This is a genomic window from Microcoleus anatoxicus, assembly GCF_042465725.1.
In the GTDB taxonomy this organism is placed as follows: domain Bacteria; phylum Cyanobacteriota; class Cyanobacteriia; order Cyanobacteriales; family Microcoleaceae; genus Microcoleus; species Microcoleus anatoxicus.
The window spans coordinates 6,322,054-6,340,239 of sequence record NZ_CP120853.1 but is presented as its reverse complement, the minus strand read 5'-3'; the positions used below and the strand labels follow the sequence as shown (position 1 = coordinate 6,340,239).

Genomic DNA, 18,186 nt, shown 5'->3' with positions numbered 1-18,186 from the left:
TGGTGTTTGTTTGTTTCAAATATTGTGCGATCGCCTTTATTCAGGCAAAGTTAAAATAGTTGTAGCCTCAGCCAAAAGTTTACACTTGATTTTATTGTTTTCCCCCTCAATCAGACAATGAGCTGGATTATCCTCCAATGGGTCATGTCGGATAATGAAGCCTAAAGAACGGGCATATCCTGCTACCAAAACACCCACTTTTGTAGTGTCAGGATTTCTCGCACGAGCTAAAATTTCCTGGGGAGTAGTTAGCCTCGCCAACTCAACCGAGATACTGTTATCAGGTTTTCCTCTAACCTGAAAAGCAACTGATTTTACAGTACCATCCTCATAAAGATGTACGTTAGGAATCCGACGATAAAGGATATCGTTATCTGCAATTTCTTCTAGCATTATCTCATCCTGACTTATTCAATTAATAGCTGAGACAACACATTCAGGACTTCAGATAATGACACCTGGTTTTTTTCCTCAAATTTTCTCTCGTTTCCTTCTGCCTTAATTAGTAGATAGCTGAAACTCATATCGGGTTTAATTTCCACTTCTAGATTGCCCTGTGGACTCCGCCACTCCAGTTGTAGACTACCATTAGCAATTGGTGCTGCATCATAGGGTAAAATCCGATCGCCAACTAAAGGCGCAAGAGAGTATTTAACATGAATGAGCAACTGACAGGCTTTTACAAAAGCAACGGGCGAAACTGCTAATGCACCATAAGAATCCCAATCAGGTTCTAGTTGGGCAAGTTGCGTTAATTGCTCTAATATTGGGTCTAAGGAAACATCAGTTAATGTTGCTTGATACATGGTTTTTAGAACGGTCATATTTTCGATTCTATCATAAACTTTACTACCTTTGCAATTGACCGATCAAATCTAATGCTTTTTGAGCATCTGCATTCATTCCTTGAGCCCTAAATAAACGAGCCGCTTGCTGCAAATCTGCGATCGCCCCTTGTCTATCTCCCATTCTCACCAACGTAATTCCTCGGTTAGCAAAAGCCTTGGCATAACTGGGATTGAGTTGAATTGCTTGAGTGTAATCGGCTAAGGCAGAGCGATCGTTATTGATGCGAAATAGTGCCAATCCTCTGTTAAAATAGGTGTTAGCGCGACCGGGATTAATTTGCAGCGCTTGATTGAAATCGTCGATCGCCCCTTTTTGATCGCCCAAGTCTGAAAGCGCTAATCCTCGGTTGTTGTAAGCTGCCGCAAAGTTTCTATCCAAGCGGATGACTTGAGTATAATCTGCGATCGCCCCTGGTTTATCTCCCATCGCCGACAACACCAGCCCCCGATTGTAGTAAGCGTCAACATAACTGGCATTAAGGGCGATCGTCTTGCTATAATCAGCAATACTTTTTGGCATTTGTCTCAAATCAAAATAAGCCAGTCCCCGATAGAAATAAGCTTCCGCATAATCGGATTGAGTTTGAATCGCTTGGGTAAAATCCGCCACAGCACCTGACAAATCTCCCTTGTCAAACCGACTTAAACCTCGAACGTAATAAGTCTTAGCATCATTGGGATTGTTCAGTTTTAGAGGTGCATTAGTGGCGGTTGAAGTATTCACCAAAAGAGCAGAACGATTTAACCCAGCTTCCGACAGTTTAGCTATAAAAGTGTTGATAGGAATTGCTGAATTAAATCCTGTTTTTGTAAAGGCGAAACCCGTGACACTTTTTCCGTCATTGACACTATCATAATCGCGATCGCCTTCTCCATGAATCCCAACTACACGCCCTTCTCTATCAAATACAGGCCCTCCGCTCATGCCCCCTTTCGTAAGAGCATTGTAGCGCAAATTATAGCCTTGGGGATGATTTGAAATTCGGCTGGTAACGAAGCCCGGTACAAACTCAAAATTGCGATCTTTTTGGTAGTTTCTGCTAGCGGGAACACCTGGATAGCCAAATACAAAAATTTCTGCTCCAACAGTAGCTTGTTCGGAATCGCCTAAAGTTACAATAGGATAAGATTCTGTGCTGTTAAATGTTACGACTGCTAAATCTGGAGCATTCTGGCCTTTCTGTAATAGTACACTACGGGTTACTGGATAGTCTTTTTTCGTATTAGTGCGAATCGTATAGGTATCCCGATCAGCCACAACGTGGTTAGCTGTCAGTACAGTGTAAGTCGTGCCTTGTTTGGCAATAATAAATCCAGTCCCTCCACTTGTTTTTCCATTAATCTGAACAGTGACAGATTCAGCTAGTTTCGCAATTTCTTGGGGAGTTTTTGCGAAAACTGGTGCTGCTGGAAAGACGACTATTCCTGCTACCGTTACTGTTCCTGCTAGGATGCTGGCGAGGGAATCAAACCGCGAATAACCCCTATTCATAGATGATTGCTGAAGACTAAGATTTTTTATACTCCAAATAGTATAGATGAAAATCCCTTGTCGGAAAAATCAATCTACTCGAATTTTTCAGGCGATCGCCCTTTTTCTGACATTCCGTACATTCCTTACATTTCGTACATTAGAGGACAAATTCGTGATAATTTGTTATGTGGTTACAAGCTAATTTGCGCCTTCACTCAAGTTGGCTCTGCTTCGCCACAACTCTAGCTTTGACTATCCATCGCCTCTTCTTTTGTTTCTATTTCTACTTAACTCACTTCAAGATATTTTTTTTGATAATAATTAAAAAAAATCGCCCTTTTTTTTCAGGTCAAAAGGTTGACAATTCCTAGTTAATTAGGTATCATCTAATAATGGGAGTGGTGACAAAAATAATTATTTTTGTCACCACTCCCATTATCTAAAATATAACCCAAAAAACACCAAAAATCAATAGGTAAAAACACCTTTTTTACGCCCTGGTTTCCCAACTAACAAAAAACCAGAGACTATTCTGGAAAAGAGGCAACTGATACCCGATCGCGCCCTGCTTTTTTAGCTCGATAAAGTGCCTCATCTGCGATCGCAATCAGCGTCCCAGACTGCGACATCGGTGCGGGAATACAGCAAGCAACACCCAAACTCAGCGTCACATATTCGCTAACAGCAGACTTAGCGTGAACTATCTGCAAATTCCGCACTTCTTCACGGATAAATTCCGCCACGCAAGCAGCACCTTGAATATCCGTATTCGGCAAAACTACTACAAATTCTTCGCCACCGTAACGCGCCACTAAATCAGCCGAACGTTTTACCGAACGCTGAAGCACAGTAGCCACTCGTCGCAAACATTCATCCCCCGCTTGGTGGCCGTAGGTATCGTTGTACAGCTTGAAATAATCGATATCGCACATAATCAAAGACAGCGTAGCTTCTTCCCTCGCCAAACGCCGCCATTCAGTGTCGAGATATTCATTAAAACACCGACGATTTTTTACCTGAGTTAAACTGTCATAGGTTGCTAAATAATGCAAGGCTTCATTCACCGTTTCTAACTGCTGTTTTTGCGCCTGCAACTGACGGTTGAGCGCTACCAACTGCTGTTCCGCCGCGTGCGATCGCAACAAATTTCTCACCCTCGCCAGTAATTCTCTTTCATCAAAAGGCTTAGAAATATAATCATCCGCACCAGCATCCAAACTTTCAATCCGAGCTTCCATCCCCGTGCGAGCTGTCAAAAAAATGACCGGAGTTGAACTCAATTCTGCTGTATTCCGAATTTCTTTCAGTAAATGCAGCCCGTCTTGTCGGGGCATTATTTGGTCGCTGATAATTAAATTGGGTCGCAATATTTTCGCAGTTTCTAAACCTTCTACTCCGTCCCGCGCTACAGCCACTCGGTAATGAGGAGTGAGTAAAGTTTGCAAGTATGCCAGTAGAAAATAGTTGTCTTCTACTACCAGTAATAGCGGTAATTCTCGGCAGTCATCGACACATTCGGCTGCGTTTTTTGGCGACTGCAAACTATTAGTTCCGGCCAGAAGGTATTCCGGCGCGATCGCTGTGAAATTTTCCCTCAGCCACGGGGAGTTCCCAAATCCCTTAAGTCCCGCCAGTTGAACGATCGCACCCACCAACTGATTGAGTTCCACGGGCTTGGACAAATGTTTCTGAAAACCGGCTTTCTGAGCCCATGCTGCATCATCTTCCGCCACACCAGCAGTCAGCGCCACCGCCGGTAGCAATTCCCTGCGCTCAGAAATTTCCAGGGCTCTGACGCGACGAATCAAATCCCAGCCCTCTGCTTCCGGTATCGCCAAATCGCTTACCAACACGTCAGACCATGATTTTGCTAACTCTGCCATTACTTCGGGGACGCTACGGACTGCTGTTACCTTTGCTCCCAATGCTTCTAAGGCAGAAATCAAATATTCCCCGCTCTCGGCGCTATCCTTCACCAGCAGCACTTGCTTTCCGGCTAAGGCTTGGGGAACTGATGAGTCTTTATTTTTCCTGTTACCGATCGCACCAAGGCGACCGTCTGGTACATTCTGGTGATTGACAATCGGTAGCTGCACCCCAAAGGTCGCCCCCTCACCAATACCAGGACTCGAAGCCCACACAGTTCCTCCGTGGAGTTCCACCAACTGGCGTACAATCGACAGCCCCAAACCCAGACGGTTTTGTTCCTTGCTATTCCAGTTATCTCCGGGGCGGAAGTAGTCAAAGATGTGGGGCAAAAATTTACCATCGATCCCGCAACCCCTATCCCTGACTTGAATCAGCACCCCCGACGGGACAGACTCCATCATGATTTGAACTACCCCCGCCGCCGATTTCGGGGTAAATTTGATCGCGTTGGAAAGCAGGTTCCAGATTATTTGCTGCAAGCGTTCTGCATCTCCCAAAATATAGTCGATAGTGGGATCGAAAGATTTTTCTATTTGGATGTTTTTGGCATCTGCTGCGGGATGGAGAATGTCGATCGCCGATTCGATCGCTGATGGGAGGTGGACTCGAACCATGTTGAGCCGTACTTGACCTCGCAGCAGCCGCGACAGATCTAGGAGATTGTCTATTTGCTGGTTTTGTATCTGAGCGTTGCGCTCGATGATTTCCAAAGCCCTACTGGTAGTGGCTTCGTTTAATTTCCGCGATCGCGCTAGTTGCACCCATCCCAAAATGGCGCTGAGGGGCGATCGTAGTTCGTGGGAAGCGATTCCCAAAAATTCATCTTTGGCGCGGTTGAGTTGGGCTAGTGCTGCTTCCTCGGTTTTGTGGTTTGTGATGTCGAATCCGATCGCTAAATACTGATAGGGTTTTCCTTGAAAATCCAGGAACGGAACTATCACTCCATGTACCCAATAATCAGTGCCATCTTTGGTTTGATTTTTAATTTCCCCTTGCCAAACTTCACTTTTTGTCACCGTTGACCGCAAATTTCTCATTAATGCCGAAGATTGATCTTCCGAATGGAGGATACCAAAATGACAACCGATTAGTTCGCTTCGCAGATATTGAGAAATCGAGCAAACTCGATCGCTCACATAATTGATAATTCCGTTCCCATCTGTTCTTACCGCCAATGCCGAGCGGTCGATCGCTACTTTCAAATCTAAACATTCTTGAATAGATGAGTCTATGCCTTTGGTAATATTAATGCCATCGCGATCGACTCTATCCTGTTTTGTGAATTCTGTTTGAGCCTGAATCTGCTTTTTGATATTCATTGCTGTTTTTTTCCCTGATAGCTAACACCTTATTCACTCACACCCACAGACATTACCCCTGTTTTTTTTACCGCGCCTGGGAGTGCAATACTTGCTAGATTTTGATTTTCAACGGGACTCCCTAGGGCGTGTTTTCTTGCCTGATCCATCAGATCCTGATCCCCCTCGCATCCCCCTTAAGAAGGGGGACGAAAGAGCTTCTTTCTCCCCCCTTTTTAAGGGGGGTTGGGGGGGATCTCCGGGGAGAGAAAACACGCCCTAGTCGCCCCTAGTCTGGAGTCACATCAATTATATAACTATCCCCTCCATCGTTGCCTACTGTTATTATTCCCTGTGCAATCTCAGCGCCTGCTGAGATTTTTGGTGTTTTTTGTGTAATTGCCGCACTCAATACAGAAGTATTGATTCTTGATAAATAATTTATGGTGCTGGACTAATCCATGGCGCATCTTCCTATCGGTAGCAATTTTCATCATTTTTTTTCTACACCTTGACAGAGGTGTATCTTTGTTGTATTATACATATAATACAATTGTTGAGGTTTAGATAACAAAGTATTGAGGAACTAGAAAATTAACATATTGAGAAAAAATATCTGTGAATTTAGATACACAAACGAAGCCTAAATAAAAAAGTCAATCAGGATCAGTTAAGAAAAATATACAATGACCTTCAAAATATTAACAGCTCGAATCATGTCACTCTAGCTGAGACCGACCAGTTTCCTTCCAACCCTAAACCGAGCCTAAAAATAAAAACAACTAAATGAACAATTCACGGCTAGTTAAAATCAGCAAATATCTCAGCAGACACCTGCGACACACACCCGAACGCATCGGCATTCAACTCGATTCCGGTGGCTGGGTTCCTGTGAGCGAACTCCTCGATGCTTGCCAAAAACATAACTTTCCCATTCAGCTTAATCAACTGCAACAAGTAGTAGAGCAAAACGACAAACAACGCTTTTCCTTTGACCACACAGGGGCGATGATTCGTGCGAATCAAGGATATAGTATAGAGATTGATTTAGAATTAGCACCAGCCATTCCTCCCGATACTTTGTATCACGGAACTACTACCAGTGCAGTCGAGTCTATTCTCAAGGAAGGAATTAGAAAAATGTCTCGCCATCACGTTCATTTATCCACGGCAATTGAAACGGCGCGCCGAGTCGGTTCAAGACACGGCATACCAGCAGTTTTTATTGTAGACACCGCAGCAATGCACAGAGATAGCTACACATTTTACTGTTCAAACAATGGAGTGTGGCTAGTTGATTTTGTCCCCCCTAAATATCTAGGAATCAACAGTTAACCAGCAGTTAAGTCCGATATTTTAGGGAACAAAAAAATAAATTTGAAATACCCCAAAAACCATCAGTAACAATCACGCATCAAATATATATGAACGATTCCGACAACAATTACACTCAAAAAACTCCTCAAAACCGAGGCTTACTAGGAGCGGGGTGGCAACCTCTATATCGACAATTTGACTGGGAACACTTCCTACACTTAGTGGCGACAGACCCCAAGGAATTAACTCAAAAAACCTTAGATATAGCCAGCGATATTGCCGATGCAATGGGACGACATCAATATAGTTGGTGGGCAAATATCTTAAATGTGTTTTCCGAAAATACTCGTTACGAAATTGACGATTTTTGGGATTACATTACTCCCCAGCAAGTTTACCCAAATTATCGCTTCCAAGATGTACTAACCACCGAAACACCAGTGGTACAATTAGTCAGTCGCGCCAGCATTCCCATCGAATATGTTCTCAACAAACTCCAAGAAATTACTATTTTCAAAATTCTGGATTTGCTGGGGAAGCCCGATGCCATTACCCAGGTATTTATGGACAGAAATTTTTCCTATCCCCCGGAACGATTTACGAGCTGGGAACGCTTGGAAGTTTTGGGTAGTGTTTATGCTTATTGGGCTGACGCATCCTGCTGGTTACAAATAGACAGCTACGATAGGGGAAAGCGGCGCTACACTCTAATTTGCCAAAACATTGCGCCAATGGTCAGGAAAGCAACTTACAATTTAGCAGTGATTCTGAGTGGATACAAAAGCCGTGTTGGACAGGTGAATAGTCAGTATCAAATTCGGACTTTTCCCGCCGATGTTCAAAGTTTTACAGATAGTGTTCAGCAGGCAATTCTTGACCAAAATCAGTTGGCTGTTCTGGTCAGTGGCGCACCAGGGACTGGCAAAACAGCCTGGACCCAAGCCGTGGCTAAGGAAATTTTAGTCCCCCTTGGTTATGTGATTTTTATCTTAGACCACGATGCTGTGGAAAATTTTGTGCCACCTAGTTATTTAGAGCGGATTTGTATTATTATCAATGAAGCTGATAATTTGGCACAGGATCGATCGACTGTTTCAGCACAACGCAGTAATAAAACTGAACATATTCTGAGTTTGCTGGATGGAACTTTGTATCAAAGTGTCATAGATGAACATGGTATTCAATTTCAGCAAAAACTCGTAGTTTTGATGACGTGCAATACGACAGAAAGACTAGACCCCGCAATATTACGGAAAGGAAGAGTGGACTTTACCTGTGAATTTACGTACAAATTTGTCTGACTTAAATTTCAGAGTCTCTATAAATCTGCGCGAACCCATGAATTGCCCCTCTGGCAATACGCAATAATACTTAGAATGCTGACCCTTAGACATTTCCCAAACAGGCTGTTAATACTTGAATCTGATAATTTAAAGCGAAATTTTCCGATCGCCTATAGACAGATCCCGATCGAAAATGATATCAATGATGGGTGAGACCCCCTCTAGGGTATTAGCCGATCGAGTTCATCAGGGACAAAGCATTTTTGTATTAAATAGAATTTTTCAGGATTTACCCACTCCTGACCAAATAAACCGGGGTTTTTTGACAGAATTAAAGGTCTTAACGCCGTATTTTGCTCAAAAAACCAGGTTTCTGCGTTGATTTTTTGCCAACAAGACAGATCAGGAGGACTTCCCCAACCGTGCAAACTAGGCCAGTTAAGCAAAAAAGTCAGGTACTGGAAAGGTATGCCGATCGTCCAACCTTCGTTACCCACAAACTGACAGAGGCAACCGTGTCTGAGAGTAAAGAGCAATTTCGGCGATTTGTGGAGCATTCCCCTGACGCCGTAGCAATGGTAGACTGTGAAATGCGCTACCTGTCTGTTTCTCGTCCCTGGGAAACAGCTTGTAACTTAAGTGCCCCACATATCATCGGCAAGTCTCATTGGGAACTGTTCCCTCATCTCCCGGAATATTGGCAGCAAACTATCCGCGCTATGTTGGCTGGTGTTTTAGAATATACCGAGTTTGTCGAAGCGCGATCGACATTATCGATCGCCAAAAAAACCGGGCCCGGCACCACTGCCGAAGCCATCAAATGGGCCTTTAAACCTTGGAAAAATAGCGACGGGGCGATCGGAGGTTTGATTCTATCTACTTCATCCCTAGCCGATCCCATCTCCTCACATCATGGCGATCGCCCTTTGCCATCGGAGCTCAAAACCGATCGCTTAGAAACAGCAGCACACATCACTAAACTGGCGATCGATACCTGCCCCGATCTAGTCCTGTTCGCTACCTCAGAAGGTCAAATATGCTACGCCAACGAAGCTCTTTGTCGCAATCTCGGCTACTCTCAGTCAGAACTGCAACAACTCAAAGTTAGCGACATAAATCCCCAGTTATCGTTATTAGATTGGCAGACTCACTGTAGTCAAATTAAGGAACAAAATAGTCTGACTTTTGAAGCCCTGTGTCAAACCAAAGAAGGCAAAAGTTTGCCCGTAGAAGTAAAAGTCAATTATTTTGAATCAGACGGTCAACAATACTACTGCGCGATCGCCCGCGACATCTGCGATCGCAAAGTAGCACAATTAGCACTTTTAGAAGCTAAAGAGCAACTGCAAGCCGTCTTGGATGCCGTACCCGGATTAGTTTCTTGGGTAAGTTCCGATTTGCGGTACTTGGGAGTTAACCGCCATTTAGCTGCTGCTTACCAAATGCCTGCTGAAATATTTGTCGGTCAAAAAGTAGGTTTTTTAGAAACAAGTTCCAAGTTTAACGATTTAGTATACAAGTTTTTTGCCAGCGATGATAAAACCACATCGGAAGAAGTAACAGCCAGCGTTAAAGGAGAAAACAAAACCTATTTAATAGTTGCTCAAAAATACCAAAAAAATAGCATGGCTGTGTTTGTAGGATTGGACATTACAGACAGGAAACAAGCTCTCTCAGCTTTGCAGGAATCCGAGGAACGCCTGCGACAGCAAGCAGCAAAATTGGAACAAATGCTGTTGGTGTTGCAGCGCACTCAAACTCAATTGATTCAAACGGAAAAAATGTCATCTCTGGGACAATTAGTGGCTGGAGTCGCCCATGAAATTAACAATCCAGTTAGTTTTATTTCCGGCAATGTCAGCCACGCTAGAGGCTACATTGAAGAACTGTTGCAATTGGTGGAACTTTACCAAAAATATTATCCCAGTGTAGTGCCAGAAATTCAAAATTACATCGAAGAATTAGACTTAGATTTTCTCAAAAAAGATTTGGTGAAACTGCTAAACTCTATGCAGGTAGGTTCGGAAAGAATTCGCGATGTCGTGCGATCGCTCCGCCTATTTTCCCGTACTGACGAAGCCGAAAAGAAGTCGGCAGATATCCATGAGGGCTTGGATAGCACTCTGCTGATTTTGCAAAATCGCCTCCAAGCTAAAGGCGGACGAACCGGAATTTCTCTAGTTAAAGAATACGGTAATTTACCGCGCGTCCATTGCTATCCAGGACATCTAAACCAAGTTTTCATGCACTTGTTAACCAATGCGATCGATGCCGTGGAAACGGGAGTAAAAAATGCCGAAAAATCTGGTACAATCAAAAACCATGCTTATTTATCCGCTCACGAGTCCCCAGGTAAAATGCCAAATCCCGAAATTCGGATTCGCACGGAAATGGTAGGGGAAAGTGAAGTGGCGATCGCCATTAGCGACAACGGACCAGGCATGACACAAGAAGTCCTCGGTTGTATCTTTGACCCTTTGTTTACCACTAAACCCCCAGGTACTAGCACCGGTTTGGGTTTGTCAATATCCCGACATTTAGTAGTAGAAAAACATGGTGGTAAATTGGAATATGTTTCTGAGCCGGGACGGGGAACTGAGGTGATTGTTAAAATTGCGATCGGCAATGGTTGATTAGCTATTTACAAAGGGCAACTTTTATGGTTATCGAGTGGCTGAGATTTAAAGTGCCTCACGAAAAGTGGGAAGCATTTATGCAGCGAGATGAAGAAGTTTGGACTGCTGCATTAAGAAGTTTCCCCGGTTTTTTGGGTAAGGAAACTTGGGTAGATCCGGTGGAGAATGAGGTGGTGATGTTGATTCGCTGGGAAAGTAAAGAGTTGTGGAACTCGGTGCCGCCAAGTCTAATCGATGAGTTGGATGCGAAAATGGGGGATCTGCAAATGCCGATCGCCGAAAGTCGCGAATATCAAGTCCGCAAGTTCTTGCATTAGTTAGTAATTCGTCACGAGATACTGGTAAACGTGAACTGTTCTGAGATAAACTAGAGAAGACTTGTATAAATTTCAGTGTCTTCAGAAGCTTTCAAGTCCTTTGCGGATGCCGATGATGGCTTCGAGGTAGTCGATTCGTTTATAATTATAATTGTTTGTTATCAGGGCTTTATGTCAGCAAAGGATAAATTTCATGATGTTGTGAAGATTGCCTTGGAAAAGGATGGTTGGCAGATTACAGATGACCCACTTTCCATCAGTGTGGGTGGAGTTGATATGTTAATCGATCTGGGGGCGGAACGTCTGCTCGCAGCCGAACGCCAGGGCGAGAAAATAGCTGTAGAAATCAAGAGCTTTTTGAATACTTCAGCCATAACTGATTTTCATTTAGCGGTTGGACAATTTATCAATTACCGTACAGCACTAAAATTCAAAGACCCCCAACGTCAGCTATTTTTGGCAATTCCTTTGACGGCGTATAACGATTTCTTCAAGCGTGAATTTGCAATCGCTGTTGTGGATGATTACCAGTTTAAGTTATTGGTCTATGATGTAGAACAAGAGGTGATATCTTTATGGAAAAAGTAGAAAAATATCGGGATTATATCAAACAAGTTCTGACAAAATATGCTGCATACAAGCCTTCTTATGGAGAAGTGGAGATGCAAGTTATTTTTGACACAGAACACAATCATTATCAAGTTGTTCGAGTCGGTTGGGATAACAAACAGCGAGTTTACGGTTGTCCTATACACCTCGATATTAAGGATGGCAAAATCTGGATTCAGCAGAATGGAACAGAAATTGATTTAGGGCAAGAGCTGGTTAATATAGGTGTGCCGAAGTCGGATATTGTGGTTGGGTTTCATCCACCTTATATGCGTCAGTTCACAGAATTTGCAGTGAGTTAGAACTGAGATATTGCACCATTCTCAATAAGCTGTAGGGGCGGGCGATGCCCTGAGCGTAGTCGAAGGGTTCACCAAGAGCTTTAAAGGTTGCAGACAGGTTAAATAAACCCGCCCTCCCCCACTCCGTACAACGATCGTAGTGTTTGGTATTTGGTGTGAAGGGCGATCGCACTTCGTACAATCATCGAAATGTTTGGTATTTAGCTTGAAGGGCGATCGATCTTTCATTTTAGGCGATCGCTCATCAGAAACAAGAAAGGGCGATCGCACTCCGTACAACGATCGCAGTGTTTGGTATTTGGTGCCAAGGGCGATCGCACTTCGTACAATCATCGAAATGTTTGGTATTTAGCTTGAAGGGCGATCGATCTTTCATTTTAGGCGATCGCTCATCAGAAACAAGAAAGGGCGATCGCAATTCGTACAACGATCGCAGTGTTTGGTATTTGGTGTGAAGGGCGATCGCCCAATCCATTCCTCTACACCTATCAGAGTCGGTTGTCTGGATAATGGTGAGTTATAATGATAACTATGGTAAGATCAAAAGACGAATCGTTAATGTGTGGAATGAGTGTGAGCAAGTGATTCCAGAATTCGATGAAAACGGCAATCTACCACCAGGAGTTCATTTCTGTGAATGGGAGGAGTTTAACGAGAGATTTGGTACGAATTTTAAAAGAGAGAACATGATACGGGGCTTGAAACTGGCAATGACCCAGTTAAAAGCAGCAGGTTGTAGGACTATTTATATTAATGGTAGTTTTGTTACCAGCAAACCAGATCCTAACGACTTTGATGCTTGTTACGATGGAGAAACTGTAGACATGGATAATCTGAGAGTTAATGCTCCTAGATTGTTCAATCATTATGACCGGAATGCCCAAAAAGCTAAGTATAGAGGGGAGATTTTTCCCTCAGACCAACCTGTAGGTAATTACGGAGATAATTCTTTTGAATTTTTTCAAAAGGATAGAAAACAAAGAAAAAAAGGAATCATAGCTATAGATATAATGAGGTGGGAACCATGATTAAAGATGAATTTGAGTATGAAGTCAGTCAAGAATGGGTAGAAAAGTTTACAAAAACTATGGCCGCGATGGATCGGGATGAAGAAGCAAAAAGAAAAGACTTTCTCAAATGGGATGCAGGTAGAGGTGCAATCCAATGCCATTTGGATCAATTACATGAAGAAATAGCTGAATATGAAAGATTGATTAACTGTGATAAGAGCGAGCCGATCGAAATTGTAGTTGAGAATTTGAATAAACTGCCAGATGCTTTAATTAAAGCTCGAATTGCAGCCAAAATCAGCGAAAAAGAACTAGCTGAAATGCTAGGAATTGATGAACAGCGGATTAAAGAGCATGAGGCTAAAAGTTATCAAAGTGCTAGCTTTTTGGAACTACTTGAGATTAGCTTTGCTTTAGGTGTGGAGTTTAAAACGGCTGTGATGCAGGTAGATTTTGAGCAGATAGAGGAACTCAAAGAAAGTGCAAAAGAATGGCACGAACAAAGAATGAAAAAGGCAATCAAGGTATCTTAAAAGCATATTTTTTGTCAAAGTAAAGTGCTGAATATGTCGGCTTGGTTGGCTGTGAATTAGATAAGTGCGATCGCTCTTTTATTTTAGGCGATCGGTCATCAGAAACAACAAAGGGCGATCGCACTCCGTACAACGATCGCAGTGTTTGGTATTTGGTGCCAAGGGCGATCGCTAATCTAACATTTTTGCCTCCTTCATCACCACACCCGCTGAATTTGATAAGCATCAAAAGCTTCATCGCGACTAATCAAAACCAGCGAATGATTCATCGTCTGTGCTACCAAAATGCGATCGAAAGGATCAAGGGTGGTGCAGGGGAAGACTTGTGTAAATCTCAGTGTCTTCAAATGTAATTGGTAGAATTTGAGCGTTAATGTATTGTAATTCTTTCGGAAGGTCTTCAAACGATCGATTCAGTTGAAGCTTGCCAACATTAATTTTAATTGAAATTTCCCACAGGCTGGCAATACTGAAATACAAACCTGTTTTAGTATCGATCGCTTCTTTTGCTTTACTACCTAGATTTGAATCGCCAAGCAAGTACCACAGAAAGGCATGAGTATCTAAAAGGCATTCCATGTTACATATATTCCTTTAAATCTTCCAGCGGTTCATCGAAATCATCAGACATAACGATTTGACCGGCCCAGCTACCATAACCATGAGGTTGTTCAAGTTGTTCGGGAGATGATTCAGTTTTTGCGTGTTTTTCAAGTAAATATTTTGCATAATGCAATATCTCTTGTTTGAGAGATTCTGGCATCTTGACGACTGTTTGAAAAATCTCTAGATCGATAGTCATGATTTTTGTGCAATTTTTACGCTGATCATGTTCCCTCATTATACTGTAATTGCAGTCAGAAGGTATTTGGTGTGAAGGGCGATCGCACTAGACTGTTGCTTGAACAAGCATATCTTCTACCTGCTTAATTTGTTTCCAATCAATTGCTGCAACCCAAAGATTTTCCTCTTCTGAATATTGCACCACGCCATCGACTTCTAACTCTTCGTCATAAAATGCTAGCAATTGACCATCTTGCAACTTAATATTTTGGCGACTCAAATCTTCAATTGTACCAACGCAATTTAGGCGAAGGCGACCTTGTTCATCTGCATTATGAAAGTCTGCAAAGATTCTGGGATAATTCATATTTTTGCTCCAGTCAGGATGATTGTTGTGATGGGTTAGCAATCGTTGGTGTCAGCAGCAGACTTGTTTGTTCTGGCGTTAAGCCTGTTAATGTTGCATGATTTGGGCTTCTCCCTGAAGTACGGATGACATCTCCATCGGACGCTCGAACTTCACCAACTGTCGTCACACCAACTTGTCCATGAGGGATGGTCATTGCTAACTCTGCTACAGATAATTCTACTGCACATTCTACAGAAATACCCGTGATGCCGCTGGGGTGAGTTCCGGTGCTGCGTTTAATATCTTCGCTTGCGATTACGACCGCCACGAACTACTAAGGCCTCGTTTGGAAGTTTTTCCACAAATGTAGATTGTTTGATTCAAGTACGCGCTATATATTACCAGAAATTTTTGCCCATAGTGCGATCGATCTTTTTTACTCAAGCGATCGCTCTTGGTAGAACGATCGCAGTGTTTGGTATTTGGTGCCAAGGGCGATCGCTAATCTAACATTTTTGCCTTCTTCATCACCACACCCGCTGAATTGGATAAGCATCAAAAGCCTCATCACGACTAATCAAAACCAGCGAATGATTCATCGTCTGTGCTACCAAAATGCGATCGAAAGGATCAAGGGTGGTGCAGGGGAAGACTTGTGTAAATCTCAGTGTCTTCAAATGTAATTGGTAGAATTTGAGCGTTAATGTATTGTAATTCTTTCGGAAGGTCTTCAAACGATCGATTCAGTTGAAGCTTGCCAACATTAATTTTAATTGAAATTTCCCACAGGCTGGCAATACTGAAATACAAACCTGTTTTAGTATCGATCGCTTCTTTTGCTTTACTACCTAGATTTGAATCGCCAAGCAAGTACCACAGAAAGGCATGAGTATCTAAAAGGCATTCCATGTTACATATATTCCTTTAAATCTTCCAGCGGTTCATCGAAATCATCAGACATAACGATTTGACCGGCCCAACTACCATAACCATGAGGTTGTTCAAGTTGTTCTGGAGATGATTCAGTTTTTGCGTGTTTCTCAAGTAAATATTTTGCATAATGCAAGATCTCTTGTTTGAGAGATTCTGGCATCTTGACGACTGTTTGAAAAATCTCTAGATCGATAGTCATGATTTTTGTGCAATTTTTACGCTGATCATGTTCCCTCATTATACTGTAATTGCGGTCAGAAGGTATTTGGTGCCAGGGGCGATCGCACTCCGTACAATCATCGCAGTGTTTTGTATTTGGTGTGAAGGGCGATCGAACTAAGGCGATCGCTATTAATTTTGGTGAGAGTATGCGCCGGGTGGTATTTGTAGAGCATTCATAAACTCGATCTTGCAGAACTCTCACCATCGAACTAAACTTAACTTATAGACTTAATTTTTTAAGAGCATGGAAACTGTAAATATCCATCAAGCTAAAACAAATCTCTCACTACTACTGTTGCGTGTAGAATTGGGAGAAGAAATCATTATTGCAAACGGAGACATCCCAATCGCGAAGTTGGTGCCGTTTCGTACTTCATCTAATCGACGAGCTAGTTTAGGGCAAGATCGAGGGAGATTTGTTTTGCCAGAGGACTTTAACGATCCTTTGCCAAAAGATATTTTGACCGCATTCGAGGGGGATGAAAAGTGAAACTATTGCTGGATACGCAGTGCTTTTTGTGGTGGTTTGCCCAACCAGAGCGATTGAATGAGGAGGCGATCGCACAGATTGCCGATGAAACGAACGAATTGTGGTTTTCTGTTGCTAGTATCTGGGAAATGGGTATCAAAGTTGCGATCGGAAAGTTGCCACTGCCAGAACCGATAGATACCTACATTTCTAGCCGTATGATACAGTTAGATGTGCGATCGTTGGAAATTACAGCACCTCATGCCCTGCGAGCGGCTGCGTTACCATTACATCATCGAGATCCCTTTGATCGAATGCTAATTGCCCAGGCTCAGATCGAGGAGATGACGCTTGTGAGTGCTGATTCAATGTTCAAGCAATACAGCGATATTACTATTCTTTGGGCAGCAAATTCGTAAGATTTTACTTCTCATTTATTCTGTCGATCGCACTCCGTACAATCATCGCAGTGTTTGGTATTTGGTGTGAAGGGCGATCGCTCTTTATTGACTATTTGATGCGATTACTCTGGTGGTTCAGTACCTAAAGGAGCACGGGTGGCGGTGACGAATGTGTAATATCGCGACGGTATCCTACTCCACCACAAACAGAATCCGATGGGTTCTTCCTTTACCAACCCACAGTTGTCGAATTTCCCGACCAATTATGGCTGCTTCGGGTGCAACTGAGCAACGGTAAGGAAACTGTTGCAAGGATGCGATCGCATCTTGGAGGTCGTAGTACCAATGATTTGCAGCATCAGCGCTCAAATAATCGCACATCCAACGATAGGCGGTTTCAATTTCAGCAAAGGCGGGTGGTTGGATTAGGACTTGATAACTCATAGACTCTGAGGAATGTTGAACTGCTGCTGTAGTGCTGTCATAGCTCGATCGACTGGGATTCCTTCACCTCGATCGAAGCTTTCAAGTCCTTTGCGGATGCCGATGATGGCTTCGAGGTAGTCGATGCGCTCTAGGAGTTGTTCGTAGGTATTGACTTGGGGGTGTGGAGGCGATTTGAGCGATCGCACCAAGCTGAGAAGATCCGCAAGCAGTTCGTCAGGGGTGCTATCGATTTCTTGGATGAGGAGTTCTTTGATAGTCATCACGGCATCTCAGGAGGATTGATACTTTGATTATAACGAGTGTCGATCGCACTCCGTACAACGATCGCAGTGTTTGGTATTTGGTGTGAAGGGCGATCGCACTAGACTGTTGCTTGAACAAGCATATCTTCTACCTGCTTAATTTGTTTCCAATCAATTGCTGCAACCCAAAGATTTTCCTCTTCTGAATATTGCACCACGCCATCGACTTCTAACTCTTCGTCATAAAATGCTAGTAATTGACCATCTTGCAACTTAATATTTTGGCGACTCAAATCTTCAATTGTACCAACACAATTTAGGCGAAGGCGACCTTGTTCATCTGCATTATGAAAGTCTGCAAAGATTCTGGGATAATTCATATTTTTGCTCCAGTCAGGATGATTGTTGTGATGGGTTAGCAATCGTTGGTGTCAGCAGCAGACTTGTTTGTTCTGGCGTTAAGCCTGTTAATGTTGCATGATTTGGGCTTCTCCCTGAAGTACGGATGACATCTCCATCGGACGCTCGAACTTCACCAACTGTCGTCACACCAACTTGTCCATGAGGGATGGTCATTGCTAACTCTGCTACAGATAATTCTACTGCACATTCTACAGAAATACCCGTGATGCCGCTGGGGTGAGTTCCGGTGCTGCGTTTAATATCTTCGCTTGCGATTACGACCGCCACGAACTACTAAGGCCTCGTTTGGAAGTTTTTCCACAAATGTAGATTGTTTGATTCAAGTACGCGCTATATATTACCAGAAATTTTTGCCCATAGT

27 protein-coding genes are annotated in these 18,186 nt (G+C 43.1%); 10 read left to right on the top strand and 17 right to left on the bottom strand.

Going from position 1 to position 18,186, the window contains the following annotated elements; translation table 11 throughout:
• Positions 1-36: 36 nt before the first annotated feature.
• The 4 genes from P2A85_RS27635 to P2A85_RS27620 all read right to left on the bottom strand — a co-directional run bounded on the left by P2A85_RS27635 (position 37) and on the right by P2A85_RS27620 (position 5,570).
• Positions 37-393, bottom strand: a complete 357-nt coding sequence (locus P2A85_RS27635) for a hypothetical protein (protein ID WP_377476659.1) — start codon at positions 391-393, stop codon at positions 37-39.
• A 14-nt stretch (positions 394-407) separates the two neighbouring features.
• Positions 408-824: a hypothetical protein gene (locus P2A85_RS27630; RefSeq protein ID WP_377476657.1), complete on the bottom strand. Its 417-nt coding sequence runs from the start codon at positions 822-824 to the stop codon at positions 408-410.
• Between the two features lie 25 nt (positions 825-849).
• The gene (locus tag P2A85_RS27625; RefSeq protein ID WP_377476655.1) at positions 850-2,340 is read right to left on the bottom strand and encodes a tetratricopeptide repeat-containing serine protease family protein; all 1,491 of its coding nucleotides are present in this window, start codon (positions 2,338-2,340) and stop codon (positions 850-852) included.
• Positions 2,341-2,849: 509 nt separating this feature from the next.
• Positions 2,850-5,570 carry a diguanylate cyclase gene (locus P2A85_RS27620; protein WP_377476654.1) on the bottom strand — a complete coding sequence of 907 codons (2,721 nt, stop codon included), beginning with the start codon at positions 5,568-5,570 and terminating at the stop codon, positions 2,850-2,852.
• A 765-nt stretch (positions 5,571-6,335) separates the two neighbouring features.
• On the opposite strand from P2A85_RS27620, the gene P2A85_RS27615 reads away from it, so the two are divergent.
• The 6 genes from P2A85_RS27615 (at position 6,336) to P2A85_RS27590 (ending at position 12,013) form a co-directional block, all read left to right on the top strand.
• Positions 6,336-6,884, top strand: a complete 549-nt coding sequence (locus P2A85_RS27615) for an RNA 2'-phosphotransferase (protein ID WP_377476653.1) — start codon at positions 6,336-6,338, stop codon at positions 6,882-6,884.
• 89 nt (positions 6,885-6,973) lie between these two features.
• Positions 6,974-8,167: an AAA family ATPase gene (locus P2A85_RS27610; RefSeq protein ID WP_377476652.1), complete on the top strand. Its 1,194-nt coding sequence runs from the start codon at positions 6,974-6,976 to the stop codon at positions 8,165-8,167.
• Between the two features lie 404 nt (positions 8,168-8,571).
• A complete protein-coding gene (locus P2A85_RS27605) occupies positions 8,572-10,782 on the top strand; it encodes a PAS domain S-box protein (RefSeq protein ID WP_377476651.1) in 2,211 nt (736 codons plus the stop codon).
• Between the two features lie 26 nt (positions 10,783-10,808).
• Positions 10,809-11,102: a TIGR03792 family protein gene (locus P2A85_RS27600; protein WP_371114810.1), complete on the top strand. Its 294-nt coding sequence runs from the start codon at positions 10,809-10,811 to the stop codon at positions 11,100-11,102.
• Positions 11,103-11,273: 171 nt separating this feature from the next.
• Positions 11,274-11,690, top strand: coding sequence for a XisH family protein (locus P2A85_RS27595; protein ID WP_377481763.1), 417 nt, complete (start codon positions 11,274-11,276; stop codon positions 11,688-11,690).
• Positions 11,678-12,013 (top strand): XisI protein, encoded by a 336-nt coding sequence (locus P2A85_RS27590; protein ID WP_377476650.1) that lies wholly within the window; start codon positions 11,678-11,680, stop codon positions 12,011-12,013. The genes P2A85_RS27595 and P2A85_RS27590 overlap by 13 nt, the downstream gene beginning before the upstream one ends.
• Before the next feature lie 21 nt (positions 12,014-12,034).
• Here the strand turns inward: P2A85_RS27590 and P2A85_RS27585 are convergent, their stop codons facing one another.
• Entirely contained in the window at positions 12,035-12,346 is a 312-nt protein-coding gene (locus P2A85_RS27585) for a hypothetical protein (RefSeq protein WP_377476649.1), read from the bottom strand.
• Positions 12,258-12,488: a hypothetical protein gene (locus P2A85_RS27580; protein WP_377476648.1), complete on the bottom strand. Its 231-nt coding sequence runs from the start codon at positions 12,486-12,488 to the stop codon at positions 12,258-12,260. Before P2A85_RS27580 ends, P2A85_RS27585 begins: the two co-directional genes overlap by 89 nt.
• Positions 12,489-12,522: 34 nt before the next feature.
• Between P2A85_RS27580 and P2A85_RS27575 the strand changes: the two genes are divergently transcribed.
• Together P2A85_RS27575 and P2A85_RS27570 are read left to right on the top strand one after the other, a co-directional pair.
• A complete protein-coding gene (locus tag P2A85_RS27575; RefSeq protein ID WP_377476647.1) occupies positions 12,523-13,041 on the top strand; it encodes a DUF6932 family protein in 519 nt (172 codons plus the stop codon).
• Positions 13,038-13,556, top strand: a complete 519-nt coding sequence (locus tag P2A85_RS27570) for a helix-turn-helix domain-containing protein (RefSeq protein WP_377476646.1) — start codon at positions 13,038-13,040, stop codon at positions 13,554-13,556. Before P2A85_RS27575 ends, P2A85_RS27570 begins: the two co-directional genes overlap by 4 nt.
• On the opposite strand, the gene P2A85_RS27565 is transcribed toward P2A85_RS27570, so the two are convergent.
• From P2A85_RS27565 to P2A85_RS27535, 7 genes are all read right to left on the bottom strand, one after another.
• Positions 13,543-13,782, bottom strand: a complete 240-nt coding sequence (locus P2A85_RS27565) for a hypothetical protein (protein WP_377476645.1) — start codon at positions 13,780-13,782, stop codon at positions 13,543-13,545. The two genes, P2A85_RS27570 and P2A85_RS27565, sit on opposite strands and share 14 nt — an antisense overlap.
• A 74-nt stretch (positions 13,783-13,856) precedes the next feature.
• Positions 13,857-14,135 carry a type II toxin-antitoxin system VapC family toxin gene (locus P2A85_RS27560; protein ID WP_377476644.1) on the bottom strand — a complete coding sequence of 93 codons (279 nt, stop codon included), beginning with the start codon at positions 14,133-14,135 and terminating at the stop codon, positions 13,857-13,859.
• Position 14,136: 1 nt separating this feature from the next.
• A complete protein-coding gene (locus tag P2A85_RS27555; protein ID WP_096829906.1) occupies positions 14,137-14,358 on the bottom strand; it encodes a DUF2281 domain-containing protein in 222 nt (73 codons plus the stop codon).
• Between the two features lie 87 nt (positions 14,359-14,445).
• Positions 14,446-14,706, bottom strand: a complete 261-nt coding sequence (locus P2A85_RS27550) for a hypothetical protein (protein ID WP_377476641.1) — start codon at positions 14,704-14,706, stop codon at positions 14,446-14,448.
• A 13-nt stretch (positions 14,707-14,719) separates the two neighbouring features.
• Positions 14,720-15,016 (bottom strand): flavoredoxin, encoded by a 297-nt coding sequence (locus P2A85_RS27545; RefSeq protein WP_371118760.1) that lies wholly within the window; start codon positions 15,014-15,016, stop codon positions 14,720-14,722.
• Positions 15,017-15,318: 302 nt separating this feature from the next.
• On the bottom strand, positions 15,319-15,597 hold the full coding sequence (locus tag P2A85_RS27540) for a type II toxin-antitoxin system VapC family toxin (RefSeq protein ID WP_377476644.1): 279 nt from the start codon (positions 15,595-15,597) through the stop codon (positions 15,319-15,321).
• 1 nt (position 15,598) lies between these two features.
• Positions 15,599-16,048 carry a DUF2281 domain-containing protein gene (locus P2A85_RS27535; protein ID WP_377476643.1) on the bottom strand — a complete coding sequence of 150 codons (450 nt, stop codon included), beginning with the start codon at positions 16,046-16,048 and terminating at the stop codon, positions 15,599-15,601.
• A gap of 39 nt (positions 16,049-16,087) precedes the next feature.
• On the opposite strand from P2A85_RS27535, the gene P2A85_RS27530 reads away from it, so the two are divergent.
• On the top strand, positions 16,088-16,333 hold the full coding sequence (locus P2A85_RS27530) for a type II toxin-antitoxin system Phd/YefM family antitoxin (protein WP_340518638.1): 246 nt from the start codon (positions 16,088-16,090) through the stop codon (positions 16,331-16,333).
• Positions 16,330-16,731, top strand: coding sequence for a type II toxin-antitoxin system VapC family toxin (locus P2A85_RS27525; protein WP_341736392.1), 402 nt, complete (start codon positions 16,330-16,332; stop codon positions 16,729-16,731). Before P2A85_RS27530 ends, P2A85_RS27525 begins: the two co-directional genes overlap by 4 nt.
• Before the next feature lie 174 nt (positions 16,732-16,905).
• Here the strand turns inward: P2A85_RS27525 and P2A85_RS27520 are convergent, their stop codons facing one another.
• From P2A85_RS27520 to P2A85_RS27505, 4 genes are all read right to left on the bottom strand, one after another.
• Positions 16,906-17,157, bottom strand: a complete 252-nt coding sequence (locus P2A85_RS27520) for a type II toxin-antitoxin system RelE/ParE family toxin (protein WP_377476642.1) — start codon at positions 17,155-17,157, stop codon at positions 16,906-16,908.
• Positions 17,154-17,420, bottom strand: a complete 267-nt coding sequence (locus tag P2A85_RS27515; protein WP_096829899.1) for a prevent-host-death family protein — start codon at positions 17,418-17,420, stop codon at positions 17,154-17,156. Before P2A85_RS27515 ends, P2A85_RS27520 begins: the two co-directional genes overlap by 4 nt.
• Before the next feature lie 101 nt (positions 17,421-17,521).
• Entirely contained in the window at positions 17,522-17,782 is a 261-nt protein-coding gene (locus P2A85_RS27510) for a hypothetical protein (protein ID WP_377476641.1), read from the bottom strand.
• Between the two features lie 13 nt (positions 17,783-17,795).
• On the bottom strand, positions 17,796-18,092 hold the full coding sequence (locus P2A85_RS27505; RefSeq protein ID WP_371118760.1) for a flavoredoxin: 297 nt from the start codon (positions 18,090-18,092) through the stop codon (positions 17,796-17,798).
• Between the last annotated feature and the right edge of the window lie 94 nt (positions 18,093-18,186).

Bases quoted from the DNA above. Each gene is read 5' to 3' on its own strand.
- P2A85_RS27635 (WP_377476659.1), bottom strand. From the start codon at position 393: ATGCTAGAAGAAATTGCAGATAACGATATCCTTTATCGTCGGATTCCT.
- P2A85_RS27630 (WP_377476657.1), bottom strand. From the start codon at position 824: ATGACCGTTCTAAAAACCATGTATCAAGCAACATTAACTGATGTTTCC.
- P2A85_RS27625 (WP_377476655.1), bottom strand. From the start codon at position 2,340: ATGAATAGGGGTTATTCGCGGTTTGATTCCCTCGCCAGCATCCTAGCA.
- P2A85_RS27620 (WP_377476654.1), bottom strand. From the start codon at position 5,570: ATGAATATCAAAAAGCAGATTCAGGCTCAAACAGAATTCACAAAACAG.
- P2A85_RS27615 (WP_377476653.1), top strand. From the start codon at position 6,336: ATGAACAATTCACGGCTAGTTAAAATCAGCAAATATCTCAGCAGACAC.
- P2A85_RS27610 (WP_377476652.1), top strand. From the start codon at position 6,974: ATGAACGATTCCGACAACAATTACACTCAAAAAACTCCTCAAAACCGA.
- P2A85_RS27600 (WP_371114810.1), top strand. From the start codon at position 10,809: ATGGTTATCGAGTGGCTGAGATTTAAAGTGCCTCACGAAAAGTGGGAA.
- P2A85_RS27595 (WP_377481763.1), top strand. From the start codon at position 11,274: ATGTCAGCAAAGGATAAATTTCATGATGTTGTGAAGATTGCCTTGGAA.
- P2A85_RS27590 (WP_377476650.1), top strand. From the start codon at position 11,678: ATGGAAAAAGTAGAAAAATATCGGGATTATATCAAACAAGTTCTGACA.
- P2A85_RS27585 (WP_377476649.1), bottom strand. From the start codon at position 12,346: ATGATTGTACGAAGTGCGATCGCCCTTGGCACCAAATACCAAACACTG.
- P2A85_RS27580 (WP_377476648.1), bottom strand. From the start codon at position 12,488: ATGGATTGGGCGATCGCCCTTCACACCAAATACCAAACACTGCGATCG.
- P2A85_RS27575 (WP_377476647.1), top strand. From the start codon at position 12,523: ATGGTGAGTTATAATGATAACTATGGTAAGATCAAAAGACGAATCGTT.
- P2A85_RS27570 (WP_377476646.1), top strand. From the start codon at position 13,038: ATGATTAAAGATGAATTTGAGTATGAAGTCAGTCAAGAATGGGTAGAA.
- P2A85_RS27565 (WP_377476645.1), bottom strand. From the start codon at position 13,782: ATGCTTATCAAATTCAGCGGGTGTGGTGATGAAGGAGGCAAAAATGTT.
- P2A85_RS27560 (WP_377476644.1), bottom strand. From the start codon at position 14,135: ATGGAATGCCTTTTAGATACTCATGCCTTTCTGTGGTACTTGCTTGGC.
- P2A85_RS27555 (WP_096829906.1), bottom strand. From the start codon at position 14,358: ATGACTATCGATCTAGAGATTTTTCAAACAGTCGTCAAGATGCCAGAA.
- P2A85_RS27550 (WP_377476641.1), bottom strand. From the start codon at position 14,706: ATGAATTATCCCAGAATCTTTGCAGACTTTCATAATGCAGATGAACAA.
- P2A85_RS27540 (WP_377476644.1), bottom strand. From the start codon at position 15,597: ATGGAATGCCTTTTAGATACTCATGCCTTTCTGTGGTACTTGCTTGGC.
- P2A85_RS27535 (WP_377476643.1), bottom strand. From the start codon at position 16,048: ATGGTGAGAGTTCTGCAAGATCGAGTTTATGAATGCTCTACAAATACC.
- P2A85_RS27530 (WP_340518638.1), top strand. From the start codon at position 16,088: ATGGAAACTGTAAATATCCATCAAGCTAAAACAAATCTCTCACTACTA.
- P2A85_RS27520 (WP_377476642.1), bottom strand. From the start codon at position 17,157: ATGAGTTATCAAGTCCTAATCCAACCACCCGCCTTTGCTGAAATTGAA.
- P2A85_RS27515 (WP_096829899.1), bottom strand. From the start codon at position 17,420: ATGACTATCAAAGAACTCCTCATCCAAGAAATCGATAGCACCCCTGAC.
- P2A85_RS27510 (WP_377476641.1), bottom strand. From the start codon at position 17,782: ATGAATTATCCCAGAATCTTTGCAGACTTTCATAATGCAGATGAACAA.